Source organism: Glaciecola sp. KUL10, assembly GCF_003203515.1.
In the GTDB taxonomy this organism is placed as follows: domain Bacteria; phylum Pseudomonadota; class Gammaproteobacteria; order Enterobacterales; family Alteromonadaceae; genus Glaciecola.
Genome location: NZ_BGNG01000005.1, coordinates 265,727 through 286,069, shown reverse-complemented (window position 1 = coordinate 286,069; position 20,343 = coordinate 265,727). Strand labels below are relative to the sequence as shown.

At 39.6% G+C, this 20,343-nt stretch carries 16 protein-coding genes and 1 pseudogene; 10 read left to right on the top strand and 7 right to left on the bottom strand.

Annotated features, from left to right (window positions below):
• Positions 1-23: 23 nt before the first annotated feature.
• Both KUL10_RS10870 and KUL10_RS10865 read right to left on the bottom strand, forming a co-directional pair.
• Positions 24-920, bottom strand: coding sequence for a histone deacetylase (locus tag KUL10_RS10870; protein ID WP_110429027.1), 897 nt, complete (start codon positions 918-920; stop codon positions 24-26).
• Between the two features lie 14 nt (positions 921-934).
• The gene (locus KUL10_RS10865) at positions 935-2,359 is read right to left on the bottom strand and encodes an undecaprenyl-phosphate glucose phosphotransferase (protein ID WP_110428949.1); all 1,425 of its coding nucleotides are present in this window, start codon (positions 2,357-2,359) and stop codon (positions 935-937) included.
• A 586-nt stretch (positions 2,360-2,945) separates the two neighbouring features.
• Here KUL10_RS10865 and KUL10_RS10860 point away from each other — a divergent pair.
• From KUL10_RS10860 to KUL10_RS10840, 5 genes are read left to right on the top strand one after another with little or no spacing between them, the layout of a single operon-like run.
• The gene (locus tag KUL10_RS10860; RefSeq protein ID WP_110428948.1) at positions 2,946-4,148 is read left to right on the top strand and encodes an outer membrane beta-barrel protein; all 1,203 of its coding nucleotides are present in this window, start codon (positions 2,946-2,948) and stop codon (positions 4,146-4,148) included.
• 28 nt (positions 4,149-4,176) lie between these two features.
• Positions 4,177-4,719: a polysaccharide biosynthesis/export family protein gene (locus KUL10_RS10855; protein ID WP_110428947.1), complete on the top strand. Its 543-nt coding sequence runs from the start codon at positions 4,177-4,179 to the stop codon at positions 4,717-4,719.
• Positions 4,720-4,730: 11 nt separating this feature from the next.
• A complete protein-coding gene (locus KUL10_RS10850) occupies positions 4,731-6,998 on the top strand; it encodes a polysaccharide biosynthesis tyrosine autokinase (protein WP_110428946.1) in 2,268 nt (755 codons plus the stop codon).
• A complete protein-coding gene (locus KUL10_RS10845) occupies positions 6,995-7,723 on the top strand; it encodes a tyrosine-protein phosphatase (RefSeq protein WP_110428945.1) in 729 nt (242 codons plus the stop codon). The genes KUL10_RS10850 and KUL10_RS10845 overlap by 4 nt, the downstream gene beginning before the upstream one ends.
• Before the next feature lie 9 nt (positions 7,724-7,732).
• The gene (locus KUL10_RS10840; protein ID WP_110428944.1) at positions 7,733-8,458 is read left to right on the top strand and encodes a VpsP family polysaccharide biosynthesis protein; all 726 of its coding nucleotides are present in this window, start codon (positions 7,733-7,735) and stop codon (positions 8,456-8,458) included.
• Between the two features lies 1 nt (position 8,459).
• On the opposite strand, the gene KUL10_RS10835 is transcribed toward KUL10_RS10840, so the two are convergent.
• From KUL10_RS10835 to KUL10_RS10820, 4 genes are all read right to left on the bottom strand, one after another.
• Positions 8,460-9,737: an O-antigen ligase gene (locus KUL10_RS10835; protein WP_110429026.1), complete on the bottom strand. Its 1,278-nt coding sequence runs from the start codon at positions 9,735-9,737 to the stop codon at positions 8,460-8,462.
• Between the two features lie 242 nt (positions 9,738-9,979).
• Positions 9,980-10,567 carry a hypothetical protein gene (locus tag KUL10_RS10830; RefSeq protein ID WP_110428943.1) on the bottom strand — a complete coding sequence of 196 codons (588 nt, stop codon included), beginning with the start codon at positions 10,565-10,567 and terminating at the stop codon, positions 9,980-9,982.
• An 88-nt stretch (positions 10,568-10,655) separates the two neighbouring features.
• Positions 10,656-12,593, bottom strand: coding sequence for an EAL domain-containing protein (locus KUL10_RS10825; RefSeq protein WP_110428942.1), 1,938 nt, complete (start codon positions 12,591-12,593; stop codon positions 10,656-10,658).
• 56 nt (positions 12,594-12,649) lie between these two features.
• Positions 12,650-13,276, bottom strand: a complete 627-nt coding sequence (locus KUL10_RS10820; RefSeq protein WP_110428941.1) for a transglutaminase-like cysteine peptidase — start codon at positions 13,274-13,276, stop codon at positions 12,650-12,652.
• A 226-nt stretch (positions 13,277-13,502) separates the two neighbouring features.
• Here KUL10_RS10820 and KUL10_RS10815 point away from each other — a divergent pair, with 226 nt between their 5' ends.
• From KUL10_RS10815 to KUL10_RS10800, 4 genes are all read left to right on the top strand, one after another.
• On the top strand, positions 13,503-14,393 hold the full coding sequence (locus KUL10_RS10815; RefSeq protein WP_158525370.1) for a glycosyltransferase: 891 nt from the start codon (positions 13,503-13,505) through the stop codon (positions 14,391-14,393).
• Between the two features lie 162 nt (positions 14,394-14,555).
• Positions 14,556-15,662, top strand: coding sequence for a glycosyltransferase family 4 protein (locus KUL10_RS10810; protein ID WP_110428939.1), 1,107 nt, complete (start codon positions 14,556-14,558; stop codon positions 15,660-15,662).
• 74 nt (positions 15,663-15,736) lie between these two features.
• Positions 15,737-16,834 carry a glycosyltransferase gene (locus tag KUL10_RS10805; protein ID WP_158525369.1) on the top strand — a complete coding sequence of 366 codons (1,098 nt, stop codon included), beginning with the start codon at positions 15,737-15,739 and terminating at the stop codon, positions 16,832-16,834.
• Positions 16,834-17,559 carry a WecB/TagA/CpsF family glycosyltransferase gene (locus tag KUL10_RS10800; protein WP_110428937.1) on the top strand — a complete coding sequence of 242 codons (726 nt, stop codon included), beginning with the start codon at positions 16,834-16,836 and terminating at the stop codon, positions 17,557-17,559. The genes KUL10_RS10805 and KUL10_RS10800 overlap by 1 nt, the downstream gene beginning before the upstream one ends.
• 198 nt (positions 17,560-17,757) lie before the next feature.
• Here the strand turns inward: KUL10_RS10800 and KUL10_RS10795 are convergent.
• Positions 17,758-18,770, bottom strand: a pseudogene (locus KUL10_RS10795) (acyltransferase family protein).
• A gap of 242 nt (positions 18,771-19,012) precedes the next feature.
• On the opposite strand from KUL10_RS10795, the gene KUL10_RS10790 reads away from it, so the two are divergent.
• Entirely contained in the window at positions 19,013-20,266 is a 1,254-nt protein-coding gene (locus tag KUL10_RS10790; RefSeq protein ID WP_110428936.1) for an O-antigen ligase, read from the top strand.
• Positions 20,267-20,343: the final 77 nt, after the last annotated feature.

Genomic DNA, 20,343 nt, shown 5'->3' with positions numbered 1-20,343 from the left:
TGCAATCATTTTGAGCGGATGTTTTAAAGCACCCCTGCCGCCTTAAACAACTGCAAATGCACTTCAACCAAGGCATCTATATCACGCTGATAGCCACCACCAATTACGGCCGCAATGGGTAAGCCCAAATCTTCACAGCGCGAAAACACAAAATGATCGCGAGCATAAACACCTTCAGTAGATATTTCTAAATGGCCTAAATCATCATTTACATGCACATCAACGCCCGCGTCGTAAATCACAGCGTCTGGTTGGCAAGCCCTGATGGAGAGCTCAAAAGCCTCTTCGACGGTTTCTAAGAATAATCGATCTTGCGTGCCTTTTGGCAATCCAAAATCTAAATCAGATTGTTGTTTGCGATAAGGAAAGTTTTTCTCGCCGTGCAAGGACACGGTATAAACAGCTGGATTATTGGTTGCTAACTTGGCAGTCCCATCACCTTGATGAACATCACAGTCAAAAATCAAAACGCTGTCAACATTTGGTGATTGAAGCATTTTAAGCGCAGCCAAATACAAATCATTCACCATACAAAAACCAGAACCAAAATTGGCAAAGGCGTGATGATAGCCACCAGTGAGATTGAGTGCTTTGCCGTGCTTCAACGCTAGCTCGGCCGTCAGCACGGTTCCACCTGAGGCCGTTAGGGTTCGCTCAACCAACTGTTTCGACCAGGGAAAACCGATACGACGCATTGCTTTTGGGTCAAGCGTACCAGTAGTAAGCTGCTGAATATAGCCGGGGTCATAAATAGAAGCGAGCGCGTCAACATTCAATGGAGATGGCGAAAAAAAGCTACTGTCAGGCACACCCTTTTGCGCAAGTGCGTCCCTAATCCCTTGATACTTTTGAATAGGGAAGCGATGCCTAACAGGTAAGTCAAGTTGACTGTAAATAGGATGAAAGACAAGCGGAGTAATTAACACAAACTCAATTAATAGGCGTTTTTATCAATAAAGCCTTTAAACACCGTCGCGATAATAATTTTAATGTCTAACCAAACTGACCAACGATGGATGTAGTCAAGATCATACTCGACACGCTTAACCATCTTATTCACGGTTTCAGTTTCACCTCTAAAGCCATTAATCTGCGCCCAACCTGTGATACCAGGTTTCACCTTATGACGAAGCATATAACCTTCGATTAACTTGCGGTATTGTTCATTATGCGCAACGGCATGAGGCCTAGGCCCCACAATAGACATTCGGCCTTGTATAACATTAATAAACTGAGGTAACTCGTCTAACGAGGTGCGTCGTAAAAAACCACCAAAAGGGGTAATGCGCGCGTCGTTCTTGGTTGCTTGCTTAACATCAGGACCATTATCTTGAACGCTCATTGAGCGGAATTTGTAGACTTTTATTTTTTTACCATCTAAGCCGTAGCGATTTTGCTTAAAGATGATTGGGCCTTTGGATGTTACTTTTACGCCTATAGCAATTGCAAGCATCGGAATCGCAATAAGCAGCAATATCATCGAACCTACAATAATGTCCTCTGCACGTTTTAGGACATTGTTTGCACCTTGAAAGGGCGTATCGAACACACTGAGTGTCTGAACCGATCCAACCGTTTGCCAGCGAGCATTCAATAAATTATAGATGAAGAAGTTAGGAATGATGTAAACGTTACAGGTTGTATCCGAGCACATGTTAAGGATTTCCATGATACGATCTTCAGCAGACATCGGCATTGCAACGTATATATAGTCGATTTCGCCAGCCTTAGCGGCCTCTAATACACTTTCAATTTTACCCGTGACTTGGTTTTGAAACTCGTGTGGTAAGCGTGAAGGGGCACGATCATCATAAATTCCTTTTAATGAAATTCCTAAATGCTCATTTTCCATTATCTGAACAGCCAGATTATATCCCGCCGGGGTTGCACCAATCACAGCTGCATAGCGCGTATTACGACCTTGTTTACGAATAGAGAACAATATTTCTCTAAAAACAATACGCCACGCGCATAAAGCAGGGTACGTCGCCCCTATCCAAAACAGAGTTACCGGTTGGCCGTGGCCTGTGAGAGAGGGGAAGAAATAAGCGAAACCGATTATCACCACTGAAGTAATGGTCCATGTAATGGCGGTGAACTTGATTAATGTTGTTGTGGTTTGAGTACGCCATGAACGGTATAGGTCGAGGGCTTCGGCGATTAGGTTAAAGCTGATGATGCCGACTAGGAGTAGGACTAGATTATCGGGTCTCACAGCGATGTCGCGATTGAGTAAAACGAAAAAATATAAAGTGGTAATTGATATCATATCAACCAGACGATACAACGTAGAAAAACTACTTTTGTTCGACTGAATAATGCCGCCACCGCGGGATTTATTGGCCTTTTGTTTTTTCATTTTTTCGTCCCTCTTCCCTTCTATTCGTCATTCTAACACTCTATGCTCACTAAGTTAAAAGATTCACTGGGCAAGTTTGTTGAAAACGTATTCATCATGCTTCATTGCACTAATTTAAAAATTTCATACATATGTAACAAGCACTATTTACACTATGGAGACTATTACGCAGGCTTGACATACGATACCTAAGGCACTGTTGTATGACCTCAAGTGCGCAAATAAGTGAAGCTACAACCATGTAAGTATTTTTGATAGTATCATACGATTTTTGTGGTTTTATTACGACAAATTTTAATTTAGTTTGAATTAAGAACTTATTGTTGCGATTAAAAACAAATAAAGTGACTAGCAAAAACACTGATTATTAAACAAAATATTCTATATTTTACAATTATTTAACAGAGCTTGGTTTTCTCAAATCTAAATTGTAAGATCACACGGTAATAGGGTATACTTTCGATTAATAAAAGAACACACAAAGAGATTGGGTGCTGCAACCAGTACTAGTTATTCAGAATTATGGCACGGCAATGGCTTCTTCGAATAAATATTAAGTTTAAAATACAGAGTAAAAGGTAAAAAAATGAAACTATGGAAAGTTGCTGCACTATCAACAGCAGTTGTTACTGCGATGAACGCACAAGCACAACAGTTTGACGACGCTGCGCCTATAGCCTTTGGTAGCTTTGATTTTATTCCTACTGTAGATGTGGGTCTCAGGTACGATGATAATGTAACCAGACAAAACGAAGACAAAATCAGTAGTTTCTCTTCAATCATCTCTCCTCAGTTTGTCTTATTGAACAACTTTGGTGCAAGTCAGACGCGATTTGGGTACAGATTGAGGAATGAGCGTTTCTTTAGTAGTAATGCTGATAACTATACTGATCATTTCTTATCCGTTGGTGTTGAGTATGAATTGAATATCAGACATCGTTTAGATGTTTCCTTTGATTTTGAAGATGGGCATGAGCAGCGTGGTACAGGCTTTTCAATTCTTAACCTAGGCGAAACTCCTGATACCTATAAAAAGTCAGATCTTGGTTTCCAATATAGCTACGGGGCGCCCGGCGCTACAGGAAGAGTCGACCTAGGTTTCGATATTTCAGATCGTAATTATGATTTACAAACAGATGAAGGACTCGCTCGAGATCGAGTTGTCAGTACAACACGCGCTGGGTTTTTCTATAAAATTGGTACCGCGACCGATGCAACGTTTGACGTGATTTTGAGGAACGTTGCTTACGGTTTTGAGCTTGACGCTAATAATCCGCTTGATTCTAGTGTTGCTTCATACCTAATCGGTGTTCAGTGGGAAGCGACAGCAGAAACTTCAGGCTTTGTTAAGTTGGGCTACGAAGAAAAAGACTTTGATTCGTCGCTAAGAGAAGATTACAACGGATTCGACTGGTCGGCCGGCGTAACTTGGGAACCAACAAGCAATTCTCAGTTCAGATTCATTACTTCAAACGATACAAATGAGTCGAATGGTGAAGGAAACTTTATTCGTCAGCGAGATTATACCTTGCAATGGAATCATCAATGGTTAGAAAGGCTGCGTACTAGAGCATCTTTTACTTTGTCGACAGATAGGTATGAAGGGCAACCTACAGAGTTTGGTGCACGAGAAGATGATTTAGAACGTTTAAATTTAACAGCTTATTATCAGTTTAGACGCTGGTTTAACGTTGAAGTAGGCTATGTGTTCGATACGCGTGATAGTAATAGAAGCGAGATCAACTATGATCGCAATCAATTCCTCATTAATGCTTATATAACGTTGTAATAAAGTTTTGAACTTAGAGCGAAGGTGTATGCAAAAGTTTTATCGTTGTTTTTTGGTTTTTATTGCTGTATCTGCGTTTTTTAGCACAGCTCAGAGCCAACAACTTAATGTTGACCAATATACATTAGGTGCCGGTGATATGATTGAAATCACCGTATTCGGTCAAGAAGATTTAACCGTTGAGACTCGTCTTTCTAATACAGGCACAATAAGTTACCCATTCATGGGTGATATTGAGTTGGTTGGTCTTACATTAAACCAAGTTGAGCAGCTAATCGATGATGGACTCAGAGGCGATTACCTAGTTAACCCTTCGGTATCAGTGTCTGTTATCGAATACAGACCTTTTTTTATCGACGGTGAAGTAAATCGGCCTGGCGGCTATCCATACCAACCTGGTCTTACCATAACAAAAGCAGCAGCACTTGCTGGAGGGTTTACAGAGCGCGCAGCAAAAGACAAAGTCACAATTGTTAGAATGATTGCTGGTCAAGAGCAGACCTTTCAAGCAAGCGACAAAGACATGATTTTCCCTGGTGACATTGTTACCATTCAGCAACGTTTCTTTTAGAGGTTAAATCAATGTCACAACAATTAGGCTCTAATAATGAGCAAGACGTGAAGTTATTTGACGAAGATGTGTTCGACCTCGCTCAATACTGGCAAACAGTCGTGAGGTATATCTGGCGCATTTTGGGTCTTGCTGTATTCCTTACAATACTAGTAGGATTGTTTGTTTTCTCTATTACTCCTCGGTATATTGCTACTGCTTCTCTAATGATTGAAGCAGAGCAAGCAAATGTTCTTTCAATAGAAGAAGTATATGGCTTAGATTCGAGCCGAAAAGAGTATTTCGAGACACAATATCAAGTGCTTCGCTCGCGTCAAATTGCGCAAAAGTTGGTTGAAGAACTGTCTCTTCACGAGCATCCCCTATACAACTTAGATATCATTTTAGAGAATCAGAGTGGTATCAGTCAGGTCCCCGCAAACCTAATTGCATGGCTCAAAGAATCCCTTCCGTTTCTTCCACAAAAAGAAGAGGTAACATTAACGGAAGAGCAGCAGTTGGAACGTCGTATATCGTTCGCCGTTAACGTAGTTATGAAGAATCTAACAGTGGCGCCGATTAGCAAAACACAAGTGGTTAACTTGTCATTTGAAAGTGAAAGTCCCCAATTAGCGGCTTCCATAGCAAATACGGTAGCCGACGTATACATCGAGAACTACCTAGAATCAAAAATGGATATGACAACCAAAGCGAAAACTTGGTTGAATGAAAGCTTACAAGGTTTGCGAGAAAAGCTCGATAATGCTGAATCAAATTTGGCGGCATTTTATGAGCAAGAGCAAGTCGTTGATATTGATGGTGTCGTCGGTTTGGCTTCAGAAAGACTACAAAATTTAAGTAACCAGCTAATCAATGCTCAAGTAGTATTGCAAAGAAGTGAAGCGATATATCAGCAAGTCGTAAATGCCGGTGCTAGCTTGGAGCAACTTTCAACACTTCCTGAGGTTTTAAATCATCCTTCTATACAAAACATAAAGAGAGATGAGACCTCTGCTAGAAGCCGAGTCTCTGAATTAAGAGAAACCTACGGTCCTAAACACCCGACAATGATCGCAGCAAATGCAGAGTTAGCCTCAATCGAAGAAAGTTTAATGACACAAATTCGAGCGCTTACTTCAGGGATTACATCAGAATTTGAATCAGCTTCATCAAAAGTGGCATCGTTAGAAAGAAATGTCGAACTGGCAAAGGCTGAGTTCAGAAAACTTAATAACCTTGAAAACCGTCGACGTGTACTTCAAAGAGAAGTGGATATCAATCAACAGCTATACGATTCGTTTTTCACACGTTTAAAAGAAACCGACGAGCTTGGTGGTTTTGAGTCAGCTAATGCAAGATTGCTTGACGCAGCTGTTCCACCTACTCAGGCTGCGAAGCCACGTAAAAAGCTAATTGTTGCACTTGCGTTTGTGGGTAGTTTTGGCTTTGGTATTGCGCTGGCTCTATTGTTTGAAATTTTAAACAGCGGCATACGTTCAGTTGAAGATGTTGAACGCAAGCTTGGTCAGCGCATGTTAGGCATTATTCCTTGGCAGCAACACAAGAAAAAAGAAAATCTTGCGCTACGTCATTTCTTCGATAATAAGCATCATACGTTCAGCGAATCGGTAAGAACACTTCGCACTAGTTTACAGTTATTGAATCTAGATAAGCCATCTAAGACGATACTGGTAACATCAAGCGTGCCACGCGAGGGTAAAAGTACTGTTTCGGTTAACTTAGCATTTGCGATGGGCCAATTGAGTAAAGTACTTATCATTGATACTGACCTTAGACGCCCGTCAGTAGGTAAACTATTCGACTTACCTGGCTTTCAGCCTGGTCTTGCAAACTTAATTGCAGGTACACACACGCTAGATGAGTGTGTGGTTAAAGATGAACAATCAGGCGTTGATGTGATTTGCGCAGGCTCTGTACCGCCTAATCCACAAGAATTACTTGCGTCACCAAATTTTAAATCTTTGTTAGCTGATTTGAGTGAAAAGTATGATCATATCATCCTCGATAGTGCGCCTACGCAAGCGGTCAGTGATTCGGTGTTAGTATCTAAGCTTTGTGACTCAGTCATTTACGTGGTGCGCGCTGACAGCACTAGCCATAAAGTGATTAATCAAGGTTTAAGCCGCTTCTTGCAAATCGGTCACAGAGTAGACGGCGTTGTCTTAAATCAAGTTGACTTAAACAAAGCAAAGAAAACCGGTGGATACTCAGGTTTTTATGATCAATATGGTTATAATGCCTATTCAGAGAGTACATACCAGAGCAATAAGCAGGCTTGATAGATTTACACAGTCACATACTGCCGGGGATCGATGACGGTGCTTCAGATATTGGTGAAGCGCTAGATATTGCGCGTCAGTCCGTCGATATTGGTGTAACTCATATGATGTGCACCCCTCACATCAACCAAGGGGTGTTCGACAATTCTTCAACAACTATCACCCCTTCATTTCTTAGCTTGAAAGAAGCTCTAGAGCATCAAGATATTCCCTTGAAAATTGCGTTTGCTTGCGAAGTCAGAATCGGTGTAGATATTCTACCTTTGGTACTGCAAAAAAAGCTTCCATATATTGGAGAGTGGAATGGGAAGCCTTGTCTTCTGTTAGAGCTTCCCCATAGCCATGTCCCACCCGGTGTTGAAAATCTAATAAAGTGGTTGTTAAATAATAATGTTCAGCCGATAATTCCACACCCAGAGCGCAATCGAGATATCATGGCGGATTATAGTAAGTTACTCTTTTTAAAGCGTTTAGGCTGTTTGTTTCAAGTCACTGCTGGTGTCTTTGCGTCCCGCTTTTCAGAAAAAAGCAGCGAGCTAGCAGAACAAATGCTTGAAGAGGGTTTAATTCATTATGTCGCGTCAGATACGCATAGTGTAAAACGTCGCCCTAATGATATGAACGTAGCGCGAGACAAAATTAGTCGCTTACGCAACGATGCTTGTGCAAAGCGTTTAACTCTAGATACGCCTGCACTTATTACGCAAAACATACATTGGGTTTGATAATTTGTTATGACATCAAATATAAGCTCCTTAAAACACAATGTCCTGCGTTTAGTAAAAAGCCCGCTGTCATTGTTTTTGCTAGTTATTTGTAGCATTGGTTTTTTTCAAGCTGCCCGCTTTGGTGCTGCAAGCCTTGATTATTACCTTGTTAAAAATATTATTGATGATTGGCAAAATACGCTTAACAATACTGATAAAGCTGATTACGCAAGGGCGAACAAAGCCATTGCAGAAGCCCAAACATCTCATCCTAGTCATCCGCTGTATCGTGATTTGCAAGGGCAACTGCTTGAGTGGGCAGCTATAAAAAAATTCTCTGATCCGCAAGGTGCGCTTATTGAGGCAAAAAACTATTATCTAAACGCAATAAAACTGAGACCCGCTTGGCCTGTTAGCTACGCCTCACTTACATTTATTAAATGGAGATTAGGCGAGTTTGATGACGAAATGAAGTTCTATTTAGAACAAGCTAACAAGTTTGGACCACTAAAATCAGAAGTGCATGTCTTATACGTAGAGCTGGGGCTTGCGCTATACGCGGCTAATCATCCGTTTTACTTAAATCTTCAACCTCAGATTAAGCAACGAATCAGCTACGGTATGCGCAATAATCAAAGTAGAGAGCGCGTGTTAGCCAGTATCCGAAGTCTAAACCAATATGACACAGCTTGCCGTTGGATGAAGTCGTTCGACCCCTACGTGCACAAACAAATGCTTGGGTGCCCTAGCTAACTTAATTAGCTTTTCTTCGTTTTCTTTTCAACTTCAGGCTATTTATCACCATCGCTAACGCAAGGAAAACGCAAAAGTAAGTGGCGTTAGCAAATGCTTGTAGCGGGAAGTCAACCGTCATGTGAACAAGCATCCCCAAAATCGCCATTGAACAAGCAAAAGAGGAACCTTTAAAAACCGAATTCTGACGACGGTACATGGGCCGAAGTGCTTTGTAAGATAAGAATATAGTCATTACGGCAATGATAAAAAACGCGGGTAATCCGTATTCAATTGCCATTTGCAAGTAGTCATTGTGCGTATGATCATAAAAATTATGTACTTCTGAGCTCTGGTATTGTGGAAAGCTACTGTAAAAGCTACCACCACCCGTGCCCAGTAGAGGGTAATCAAAGATCATTCTGGAAGCATCTCTAACAACCTCATCACGGCTTTCTTGCTGCAAAGAGGTTTGTACCAAGCGTTCTTGGACTTTTTCTAAGCCAAAATAGGCAGATACAATAAACAAGTCGATAATAAACATGCTGATAACTAGTATTGTTAGCCCTTTGCTTTTATTTTTTATTAGATACAGCGATATAAAACCGATCACAGTCATTGCTACAAAAAACGCAGTGTTACCCATCCTAGAACGCGACATGACCAGACCAATCACCATGATAGCGATAGATATTCTAATGATTGCCTTGCTACTCAGCATAGTTGAGACAAACGCTCTTAGCATGTCTTTAGGACTTGCGTTCCGATTCTTCTGTAATGATATGACTAGCAGTCCGATTCCGGCTGACGCGCACATCATCAAGAAGTTAGCGTAATGGTTTTTGTAGACAAAACTGCCGGTCGCAGCGTTACCCACATCAAAACCGAAGACTAAACTCTTTTCCAAACCAAGCAATACTTCAAACGAACCGTACACCGCTTGTAGCGTGCCAGCAGCGACCATCGTCATCAACAACCATTTAATACGCTTTTCATCAGTGACAAGCATTAGAACGCAACAGAAAAAACAAAAGTAAGCTAGCAACTTAAAAAAGCTAATAACGCTTTGCCCTATATCTAATGAAAAATAAAAACGCGAGGCTCCGGCACTATTTTGAAGCAACTCAGCGTTTGGTGAGAGTAGAGCAACAACACTTGAAGGAAGCGCAATAATTTGTAGGCTAGCAAGTATGATTATTGCAAACCAAAAATAGAGTATTCGCTGATAGGCCAACATCCCCAACAAGGGTTTAGCTTTAAAATGATAAACGCATGCAAAAGTGAGTGCAAATATGAGCATTTGAAACACGCTCCACGCCCAAGGACGATTTGCGCCTAAGGGAAGAGGTAACAAAAAAAGTATCACTAAAAGACAATAAAATAGTTTATTTGAAAAAGTGGTTTGCACAAAGCTCTCTTTTATCTGTTAAAAACAACTGCGTTCAAAGCGTTAAAAGTAAATCCCAAAAATTAACCCTCTAATATCAATGATATTAGAGGGTTATCAATTACTCAACAAAACTGTTTGTTTTACAACGTGACCTAGTTTGTAGAGGCTGTAGTATCACCACCACCTGCGCCACCGCCACCAATGCCCGCACCAATTGGCGGAGTCGCGACAGGAGCCGCAGCAGCTGCCGTTGCTGTTGTGATGGTTGTAGGATCTGCGCCTGAAGCAAGTGCCATTGCAATTGCATCTTCTTCAGTCATTACGCCTGTAAGCATGGCGCCATTTACAACTTCTTGTGCAAAGTCAGGGTAAAGATAAGTACCTAACGCAACAACTTGGCTAGCAAGGGCGTTATTTTCTTCAATCAATATTTTTGTTACTTCTATCAAGCTGTTTGAAACTAACATTTGAGTATAAAACTCGCCCGATAGCTCTATGTTAACTGACACTGCGATTTTAGAGTCAGTAGTTAAAATAGTGCTTTCTTCAGTAAGCGCATCGACAATAGACGCTTGAATAGCTTCCGCTTCAGATGTGCCTTGTTCAATTGACGTGACAATCTGTTGATGAAGTCTATTACCAGGCTGTTGATCGTCGCCAAATAAACCTGTTTCTTGTGCAAAAACGCTAAAGCTTCCTGCTAAGAGCATAAACACACTCAGAATAATACTGCTACGCATGATAATCGTTTCCTTTTATGAGAATCGTGACGTAAATTTCCGACACCACCTAATTTTACTAGTCCATTGACTATTAATCAACCAAGTTCTAAACAATTTTAGGAGCGGACAAATAAAAACCTTGGAAGAAGTCAACACCTGCTGTTTTTAACCATTCATATTCTTCATTGCTTTCAATAGTTTCCGCAATAATTTTAATATTGAGGCCATGTGCAATAGAAATTAGAGAATTTACAAATAACTGGTTATCAGATTCATTCGCAATATCGCGAATAAACCGACCGTCGATTTTAAGATAATCCGGCTTAAGGTTCTTTAAATGACGCAAGCCTGCCAGTTGAGCGCCAAAGTGTTCGATTGTTACTTTTACGCCTAAGCCCTTCACCATAGAAATAAATACAGGTAGCATGGTTTCATCATTAACCAATGCGCGTTCAGGTATTTCAATTGTTAACCTAGCACAAACATCTGGCTTATTTGAAAGTTGATTTATAAACCACGATTGAAACTCAGTATCAAACAATGACATTCTAGAAATATTAAGCCCCACACTCACATTTGATAGTTCAGCCGCTTCAAGCTTTTGGATAGCTGTTGCTATAATCATACGGTCTAGTTTTTCTGAGGCATCTAGACGAATAGAGGCAGGGATCAATTGCGCCATGGGTATTAGTTCATTACTTGCTTTACTTGGAAGCCTTGCAAACCATTCAACGTACAATAAGTCACCCTGTTTGGAGCTAATAGGTTGCGCCGCAAAGTCAGCATTATTAGCAGCAAGTAGTTTGTCGATTTGAGCACGCCATTGTGTGTTACTCATATTAACTTGCGCGTCCGACGCGAACTGAAGTGCAGGTTCAGCATTGGTCGCTATTGCTAGTGCATTGTCTGCTTTTTGCATCAAATCAGCATACTCCATGGCATGGAAAAACGCCGTTACCCCAATATGGGCTGTACCATGTGCATATTCTGATTTTTCTAAACGTTTAAATGACTCACATAGCTGCAATGCTAATTTTTCGCACTGTTCATGCTTCATACCGTCTAAAACAAGTGCAAAGTCAGCACCCGAAAGCCTATACATCGAATAGTCAGTATGTGCTTGCTTAACAAGCTTTTGCGTTTGCTCACATACTGATAGCACATAGTTATCACCTTCGTCTTTACTCAAGGAATTATTGACATCAGATAAGCTAGCCAACCTTATTACCATCATAAAACCTTGTGTTTGCGCTTCTTGATCAGCTAATAGACTTTTAATAAACAAATCAAAAGCGCGCCTGTTTTCTATTTTTGTAAGTTGGTCGGTATAGGCAAATTGTCGGTACTGTTCAGACTGCGCCGTGAGTTGATCAAACATGGTTGAAAGTTTGCCTGCCATTTTATTAATTGCAGTTACAAAGGTTTTTAATTCGGGCGTGCGAGGAATATCTTTAATAACATCAAACTGACGCTTGCTAATATGCTCAGCGCTGTTTACCACATCGTTTATTGGTTTAGTAATGGCCTTAACCAAAAAATAAATAAAGATAAGAGCTAAGGCAAAAATAGCTGTGATTACCCAAAACGTAGAAATTGCATTGCGCCACAACTGCAAGTAACCAAATCCAGGGTTACTCGCTACTTTAAGTTGTCCAGCAATATTCCACCCATTGCTCAATTCAGTTTGTGCAACAGGAGCATAGATTGGAAACATTGACATAAACCACTCAGGCACTGCCTCAATTGCAGTTGGGTTTTGCTTAGACAAAACCAATTGATCGGTAGCGTCCTTTAGCTCGATAGATTGATAATAACCACGATCGAAAATCGCATTCGTCATGGTGTCGATAATCGCTATATCTTTTTCATTGCCAATATAGGGCGTAATCGACAACCCCAGAGACGTTGCAGTATCTTGAGCATGCGATTGGAGCTGCAGTTGAATAAAGTCACGAGTATTCGTCACATTAATCCATAACGAACCAATAAATACCAATACAAGCACAGTAAAAAAGCCAAAGCCTAGCTGTTTTGACAATGACATAAGTAATTCCCTCTTATTTGCATATTCTTATAGTAATTCATCTTTGGTGTATTCCGTTAAAAACCGTTCTTCATGCGTTCATTTAAGTCAACCCATAAACTATTGTTTCCACCCGATTGAACTTGGCGACCTCGCCCCTGTGATTTTGCCAACCATAAGCCATCACCATTAAAACTATAGATTGGGATTAAATCACGACGCAGATTAGCAGGCAGTATTCGCTTGTTGATATTGTCTAAAATCAATGGGATTGAATTAGGTGTTTCGTAGTAACCAAGAACCATATGGGCTTGGCGTGGTCGTAAGGCTGTCACGTAAATGAGGCGTAATTTTTCGTTAGGTATACCCAACTCCAACAAGCTAAAGTATTTTGCGATTGTGTAGTCTTCACAGTCGCCGGCTTGGGTTGCTAAAAACTCGATTGGAGTGGCCCAGTAGTCGGGTTGGTTCCAGTGATCGATGTCATCTTTAAATTCCAAGCGGTTAAAAAAACGGTTAATCTCAAAGAGTTGATCTTGAACATCAGATGACTGATTTGCTTCGATAATAGATTGCCACTCACGCACGCGCTCTGAGGCTGCTTGGTTATATCTTTGCGTGATTTGAGAGAAGAGTTCTTCTGTAAATTGGATGTTGGGGGTTAGTTTAAAGCTGCAAAGCATTGTCAAAAACACTAAAGCCATCGAAAAATAAAACCTTTTTGCTTCAAAACAGAAATGCTCAAATTGTGAGTTAATTCGCTTCAAATGTGCTCAGTCTCAATGATGTTTTGATGGCTAAAAAGTTGTAACACAGTACCTTACTCTTAAAGAGTATAAAGCATAGCTTGCTGAAATCGTATTCATCTTTTTATATCGAAAGATGTAACATTTTTTAAACAGACCTAAAACTTTTAATTTGGTAAGCTATTTGCCTATTGGTTATTTATCAGAATATACAGCGTTCGATGAGGTGTTTTTGTTAGTCACAGTTTATATTACAACGTTTAATCGAATTGCGTTACTTAAAAGAGCAATCGAGTCTGTGCAAAATCAGACTTACCCTAATATCGAAATCATTGTTGCTGACGACGGTTCGTCTGATGGCACATCAGAGTATTTAAGAGAGCAAGAATCCTTAGGGCATCTTAAGGCAGTTATCAATGACAGTGGCGCATCGCGCGGTGCTTGTTATGGTCGAAATGCAGCGATTTTTGCTGCAAAAGGCGAATTTATCACGGGTTTAGACGACGATGACTATTTTGAAACTTGGCGTATTCAAACCTTTGTCGACAAATGGAGCGAATTTGAGGCTAGTAATGAGCCCTTTGCTGGCTTGTTTGACAGCATCGTCGAACATCGCAAATACGGTGTGGTTAAGTGTTATGACACTCCACAAGTAAGGTATCAAGAATTGCGCAGATCAAACCTGATTGGTAATCAAGTGTTCACTAAGACAAGTTTTTTGCGCGAGATAAATGGCTTTGATATTGAAATGCCGGCTCTCCAAGATTGGGATACATGGCTGCGTTTGACTGAAAAGTTTGGAGTGCTTCATAATTGTTTATCTTTTTCTTATGTGCAAATTCATGACCATGGTGGGGTTAGGATTTCTGAAAAGCCTGAGGAAAAAGTGAGGTTTGCTTTTGAACGATTAAAATCAAAGCTTCGCCCAGTCTCACTTAAGGAAAATTTGGACTTGACCTACACAATGTATGGTTACTCTCAGGTTAGACCTATTTTGGGAGAAATTTTGCTATTACTTGCCGGTGGACAACTACGACGTGTCGCACAAGTATTTAAACGTGAACTATTAAAATGAATAGCCTTGACACCGTGATACAAATATTAACTTGCATTAATAAAGAGTTGTGCGAATGAACATTCTCTATCTTATAAACCAATATCCCAAAGTCAGTCACACATTCATTAGGCGCGAAATTCTTTCATTAGAAAAAAAGGTTTTAACATCTCAAGGGTGGCTATGCGCAGTGACGATCCATCTACGCTTGGCGCTGTAGATGCGGAGGAGCACAACAAAACGTTCTATGTACTTGGGCAAGGCACCATAAAAACCATGGTAGTGTTTTTTTCTACCGTGTTTAGAAAACCCATGGCTTTTTTGACAGCACTGGGCCTTTTAAGAGACATGAACAAAGCGTCAAAAACTAGTTTAGTAAAACATTTAATTTATCTGGTTGAAGCTTGTATCGTTGCAAAGCACTGCGAAGATAATGCGATTGAGCATATACATACTCACTTTGGTACTAACCCAACAGAAGTTGCGATGTACGCAAGCGCATTAAGCGACGTCAAATACAGCTTTACTGTTCATGGCCCGGAGGAATTTGATAAGCCTCTTACCTTAAACCTCAAGTTAAAAATACAACAGGCGAGTAGCGTGGTCGCTATCACGAGTTATTGTCGTTCACAATTGTATCGTTGGGCAGCAGTGAGAGATTGGCATAAGGTCACTATTGTTCACTGTGGTTTAGAGGATGATTTTTTTGAGGCGCCACGTTGTCTTGAAAAATCAAAAACTGATTGCATTCAAATGCTTTGCATCGGAAGACTGTGTGAGCAAAAAGGGCAATTGCTTTTGTTAGAGGCTTTTAAACAATATTTGGATAAAGGCTTTGATGCGCATCTCACGCTAGTCGGTGATGGTGAAATGAGATCTGATGTAGAGGCGTATCTAGCGAAACATCGGATGGAAAATAAGGTCACTATCACAGGCTGGGTAGACTCAGACCGAGTAAAAGACTATTTGTCTAAAACCGACGTAATGTTACTTCCAAGTTTTGCAGAAGGATTGCCCGTTGCAATAATGGAAGCAATGGCGACAGGCGTTCCTGTCATTACCACTTCAATTGCAGGTATTCCTGAACTCATCATCAATTCTGCAACTGGATATTTAGTGTTTCCTGGATCTACAGAACACTTGGTGGCTCGCCTTGTTGAATTCAGTGTTTTAACAACAGACGAAAAACGAGTTCTTGTTAAAAACGCATTTGATGCTGTCAAGCAAGAGCATTCAGTTGATACTGAAACCGACAAGTTAAATAAAGTGTTTAAAAAAGGCTTGGCATAATGTTGTTTGAAATAATTATTTATGCTTTTTTGGTAATAGTGCTCTTTTTTTGCCTACAACTTTTTTTGGGCCTTGTGTTCGTTAATAAAGGCGAGCAATCAAAGCAGACAATTCGACGCATAGGTTCTTGCGTTGTGATTATTCCGGCACATAACGAAGAGTCGGGAATAACAGATACACTCAACAATATTAAACAAGAATTAGGTGAAAACGATCGAATGGTCGTAATTGCTGATAACTGCAGCGACAACACCGCTTCGATATGCCGAGAGCTTGGTGTTGAGGTGTTGGAAAGATTCAATAAAGAGCATGTAGGTAAAGGGTTTGCACTTCAACACGGTGTTGACTATGTAAAAGAAAATTATCCAGAAACGCAAACCATTGTGGTGATGGACGCTGATTGCCTTTTTGAAAAAGGTGCCTTTAGTAGAATTGTTTCGAAGTCTCAAGCGCTAGACTCTGTGGTTCAGGGCAAGTATTTAATGCTATCTCCTAATCAAAATAACATTAAGCTCAATATTGCTGAGTTTACGTGGATGATTAAAAACTGGGTGCGCCCAGTTGGGCAAAAAATGCTTGGGATAGGGTGTCATATTCAAGGTAGTGGAATGGCATTTCCTCTTAGGGTATTAAAAGCGCATTCACTAGCGTCATCAAGTATCGTGGAAGACTTGGAATTAGGGCTAAACCTTACAAAAGCAAAAGAAGAGGTGTTTTTTTTCGATGAACCGAGCGTTTATAGTTATTTTCCAGAAAATGAAGTGGGCTTAGAAACTCAACGAAAACGATGGGAACATGGGCACATGGCGATTGTGCTCAAAATGCCAAAAGTTATCTTAAAAGCTATATTTAAATTAAACTTACCGCTGGCGCTAAAAGCACTAGACGCGGCAATTCCACCGACGGTTTTGTGGTTGGCTACATCCATACTCGTAATCATAATTTCTCTTGTCGCATCATATTGGCTCGGATTCGGATTGTTTTTTATATCTTCGCTAATAACGCTAACAATGCTTGGCCTTTTGTTTTTAATTTGGGTAAAGCTTGGAACCAAAATACTGCCTGCAAGGCAATTGAGTGGGGCGCTCAATTTTGTGCTGTCAAAATTCGGTGTTTATAAAAGTTTCATCAAGAACCGTGAAAAAGAATGGAAAAGGACAAATAGAGATTAATGAAGACCCTCAATACTAATATCTGTAAACTTCACGATATCGACATGGCTGCGACCATGGATTATGTTTTTGATAACTCAAACAAGAATCAGTACGAGTATATCGTCACTCCAAATATTGATCACCTTGCTAGATTAGTTGACGCAGAATCGGCGACAAAATATAAGATGCTATACGATAAAGCGGCTTTGTGTATTTGTGACTCAAGAATTTTAAAAAAACTCATTAAAGCAAAGTACTCACAAGATATGAGCGTTGTTCCTGGTAGTGACCTGACTGCTAATTTGTTTAATGATGAACGACTAATTGCTAAGCGTGTCCTCATATTTGGCGGAGAAAACTCAGTGTACGAAGAGTTTAAAACTCAATATAACCTGCCAGATATGCATCACATTAACCCTTCTATGGGGTTTATTAACAAGCCTGACGAAGTAAGTAAACTTGTTGATAAAGTTAAACAAATCAGACCTGACATTATATTTCTCGCTGTAGGTTCACCACGTCAAGAAGAGTTTGCTTTTAAGCTTACCTCCGAGCTTAAACATGGTGTCGCGCTGTGTATTGGTGCTTCCATTTTATTTCTAACGGGTGATGAGAAACGAGCGCCAAAAATAATGCAAAAATTAAGTCTTGAATGGTTGCATCGTATGTTTAGCGACACTCGATTGTTTAAGCGTTATTTGTCTAATGCGCGTTCATTGGTCAGGATTTACAGGGCGCTTTGAAATTTGTGAAACATTGTTTGTTGTGAAATTTTATTGACTAAGTAAATTTAACTTTGTTTTATTTGAACCAAAATTCAAACAAGTTTAAATCGGAATGGATGAGACAGTTAACGAGCGACTAATCCATATGGTGACTACGAACATCAATGACCTGTCTATCGCCCCCAACTTAGAGGAGATTTTACTAAACCACCCTTGTTAGTCTTTCATCCGAGCTACAAACAAATTGCTAATTGGGGCTGATAGAGCGTATTTGATTCTAAATATTCGAAACAGTCTCAACGCTAAAAGAGGGAACATTATTCCCGCTATACAGCCTAGAACCAAGTGAAGTGTCGCAGATTCTAACCCAATGCCTTTTTGCAACAAAATGCGAACTCCGCTCCCTGCTAGGGTATGCATTAAGTATATTGCAAGTGACGATGCTCCTACATAACCTAGTACGTTAGAAGGGGTTTTGCAAAGGTGAATAGAGACGGTTGTCACCATAAAGATCCCAATTGTAGCTACAACTAACGATGCAATCCCCACGTCGAGATAAGTCATACCCAACAAAAAATGAAACCAGTATTGGCTAATTACAAATAATATTGAAACAGTCACTAAACTTAAATTTGAATTAAAAATACGATGAAGTTTATAGTTTGTGAAAAAAACACCTAGCAAAAAGAAGACTAAGTTACTAGCTGTAAAATAAATAATCGCAGTATTTGGTAGTATGTTCTTAAAAATGTATAAGGCACAACTTAGCAAAAACAGAGCAAATATGTGGTCATAGGAAATATATGAAAAGATGAAACCGCTTATCAAAAATATAAAGAACAAAGAGTAAAGAAACCAAAATTGCGCGCGAGGCTCCCACAGTGCGAGCACTTCAGTAAATGTAACACTGCCATTTGTATAGTTTGCCAAAAAAGCTTCTATAGAGCCTTGTAGGAGCGACCACAGAATAAAGGGGTAGACAATTGTATCTATCTTATTCAACGTTAAGTGTCCAAACCCCCTTTTGGATAATGAATTGATAAAAAATAGGCCCGATAGAAAAAAAACAAAGGCATGTGAAAGGTATAAATCACGCTGTCAATCAATTTGAAAAGCTCATTATTCATATCAAGCCCAGCATTAAAAACTCCTCTCGCCGTATGACCATAGACAACTAAAATTATTCCTAGTGCCTTGGCATAGTCTACCCAATCAGTTTTTGAACTCATGTTTGTCTCTTCATATTATCTATTAATGTAGTTTGTTACTGTTACTATCAAAACTTTTACCGAATCAATCAAAACAGAAAAGATTTGACACAATTGTGATATTAATTCTTTGGTGTCGTTGAATATATTTGAAAGTGATGCTTTATAGCTGACTTTTGTTTTGATCCTATCAGTATCTTTACATCAGTGATATATTAACGTTTCTCCATTATCAGTCATACCCTAATCAAAAGACAAAAGAAATGAATTTGTTTAGAACGCCCAAGCTCTATTTATATAGTCCTGTTTTACTTGCTATTTTATTAATACGCCCATCTCTGGATAGCATTGCAAGCAAGTTTAAAATCGCTGGTTTTAGTTTTGGTGCTGTATTCAATTTATTTATTTTAGTTTGCTTATTGACAATATTATTGAAACTAAAGTTTAAGATCTATCGTGAAGCGGTTTGGTGGTTACCACTTCTATTTCTAATGATTATCTCTTTAGCTTGGACTCCCAACCTGACAGCAGGAATACGCCTTTCTCTGGTAGCTGTTACGTATGCTGCGATGTTCACAATTCCATTTCACTTTATAAAAACTGAAAGCGATTTTGTGGAGTGTATCAAAGCTATTATCATATCAGCGATCATTCCTATTTTGTTTACACTCTATGAAGTTGTATTTCCTGCTGGAAGCACAAATCACCATGGGTTTAGACTGTTTGGAAGTTTTAGTCATCCAAATGTTTTTGCTTTTTTTCTTCTCACTATATTTGCGACTTGTTTTTATGCGATAAAAAGTTCACTTTTTATCAAAGAAGTGACACTTCGCAAATTTTGTATGTTGTTTATTTTTATAGTTGGCGTATGTATTTTAGGTACTAAAACTCGATCTGCGTGGTTAATTGTTTTCTTTATAATATTATTGTTTGGATTATTTAGTGAAAAACGCTTCCTTATATACTTAGCTATCGCTAGTCTGATAGCATTGTCGGTACCAAGCGTTCAAGAACGTCTGATTGATCTCACTAAAGGTAATGATATAGATGCATTTGTCGATGATTATCAGGCTCTAAACTCTTATGCATGGCGAAAAGTTATTTGGGCGGGCGCATTGGATAAGTTTTGGGAGGCTCCAATCTTAGGTTTTGGTTATCAGAGTTTTATGAACTATTCGCATGATTTTTTCTTAATTCCCCTTCCAAGCGGAGCAGCTGCACATAACACTTATGTACAATTATTGTTTGAACTGGGTGTTTTAGGAATCATTGCTTTTTTCTATCTGCTCTTCAGTGTCATGACTAAACTATGGCTCCTTGTCAAATTAGAAAGGCATAATATTATTATATTTGGCCTATTTGTTGGTTATATGCTGTCACATTTTTCAGACAATATTTTAGGATACCTAGTTTTTAATTGGTATTTTTGGTTTTTAATAGGGGCGATTATTGCTCAATCAAAAATTAACAAAACAAAAGCTCCTATCCATTCAATTGGCAAGCATGAGTTTTCTTAAATGTTTATTGAGTTTAGTCGAAGTCCAAAATATTTTATCAATTCTGAACACGCCAACTTGTATCGCTTTTAATTAGG

Excerpts from the sequence above, each read along its gene's own strand:
- KUL10_RS10865 (WP_110428949.1), bottom strand. The coding sequence starts at position 2,359 with ATGAAAAAACAAAAGGCCAATAAATCCCGCGGTGGCGGCATTATTCAG.
- KUL10_RS10860 (WP_110428948.1), top strand. The coding sequence starts at position 2,946 with ATGAAACTATGGAAAGTTGCTGCACTATCAACAGCAGTTGTTACTGCG.
- KUL10_RS10855 (WP_110428947.1), top strand. The coding sequence starts at position 4,177 with ATGCAAAAGTTTTATCGTTGTTTTTTGGTTTTTATTGCTGTATCTGCG.
- KUL10_RS10850 (WP_110428946.1), top strand. The coding sequence starts at position 4,731 with ATGTCACAACAATTAGGCTCTAATAATGAGCAAGACGTGAAGTTATTT.
- KUL10_RS10840 (WP_110428944.1), top strand. The coding sequence starts at position 7,733 with ATGACATCAAATATAAGCTCCTTAAAACACAATGTCCTGCGTTTAGTA.
- KUL10_RS10835 (WP_110429026.1), bottom strand. The coding sequence starts at position 9,737 with ATGCTCATATTTGCACTCACTTTTGCATGCGTTTATCATTTTAAAGCT.
- KUL10_RS10830 (WP_110428943.1), bottom strand. The coding sequence starts at position 10,567 with ATGCGTAGCAGTATTATTCTGAGTGTGTTTATGCTCTTAGCAGGAAGC.
- KUL10_RS10825 (WP_110428942.1), bottom strand. The coding sequence starts at position 12,593 with ATGTCATTGTCAAAACAGCTAGGCTTTGGCTTTTTTACTGTGCTTGTA.
- KUL10_RS10820 (WP_110428941.1), bottom strand. The coding sequence starts at position 13,276 with ATGGCTTTAGTGTTTTTGACAATGCTTTGCAGCTTTAAACTAACCCCC.
- KUL10_RS10810 (WP_110428939.1), top strand. The coding sequence starts at position 14,556 with ATGCGCAGTGACGATCCATCTACGCTTGGCGCTGTAGATGCGGAGGAG.
- KUL10_RS10800 (WP_110428937.1), top strand. The coding sequence starts at position 16,834 with ATGAAGACCCTCAATACTAATATCTGTAAACTTCACGATATCGACATG.
- KUL10_RS10790 (WP_110428936.1), top strand. The coding sequence starts at position 19,013 with ATGAATTTGTTTAGAACGCCCAAGCTCTATTTATATAGTCCTGTTTTA.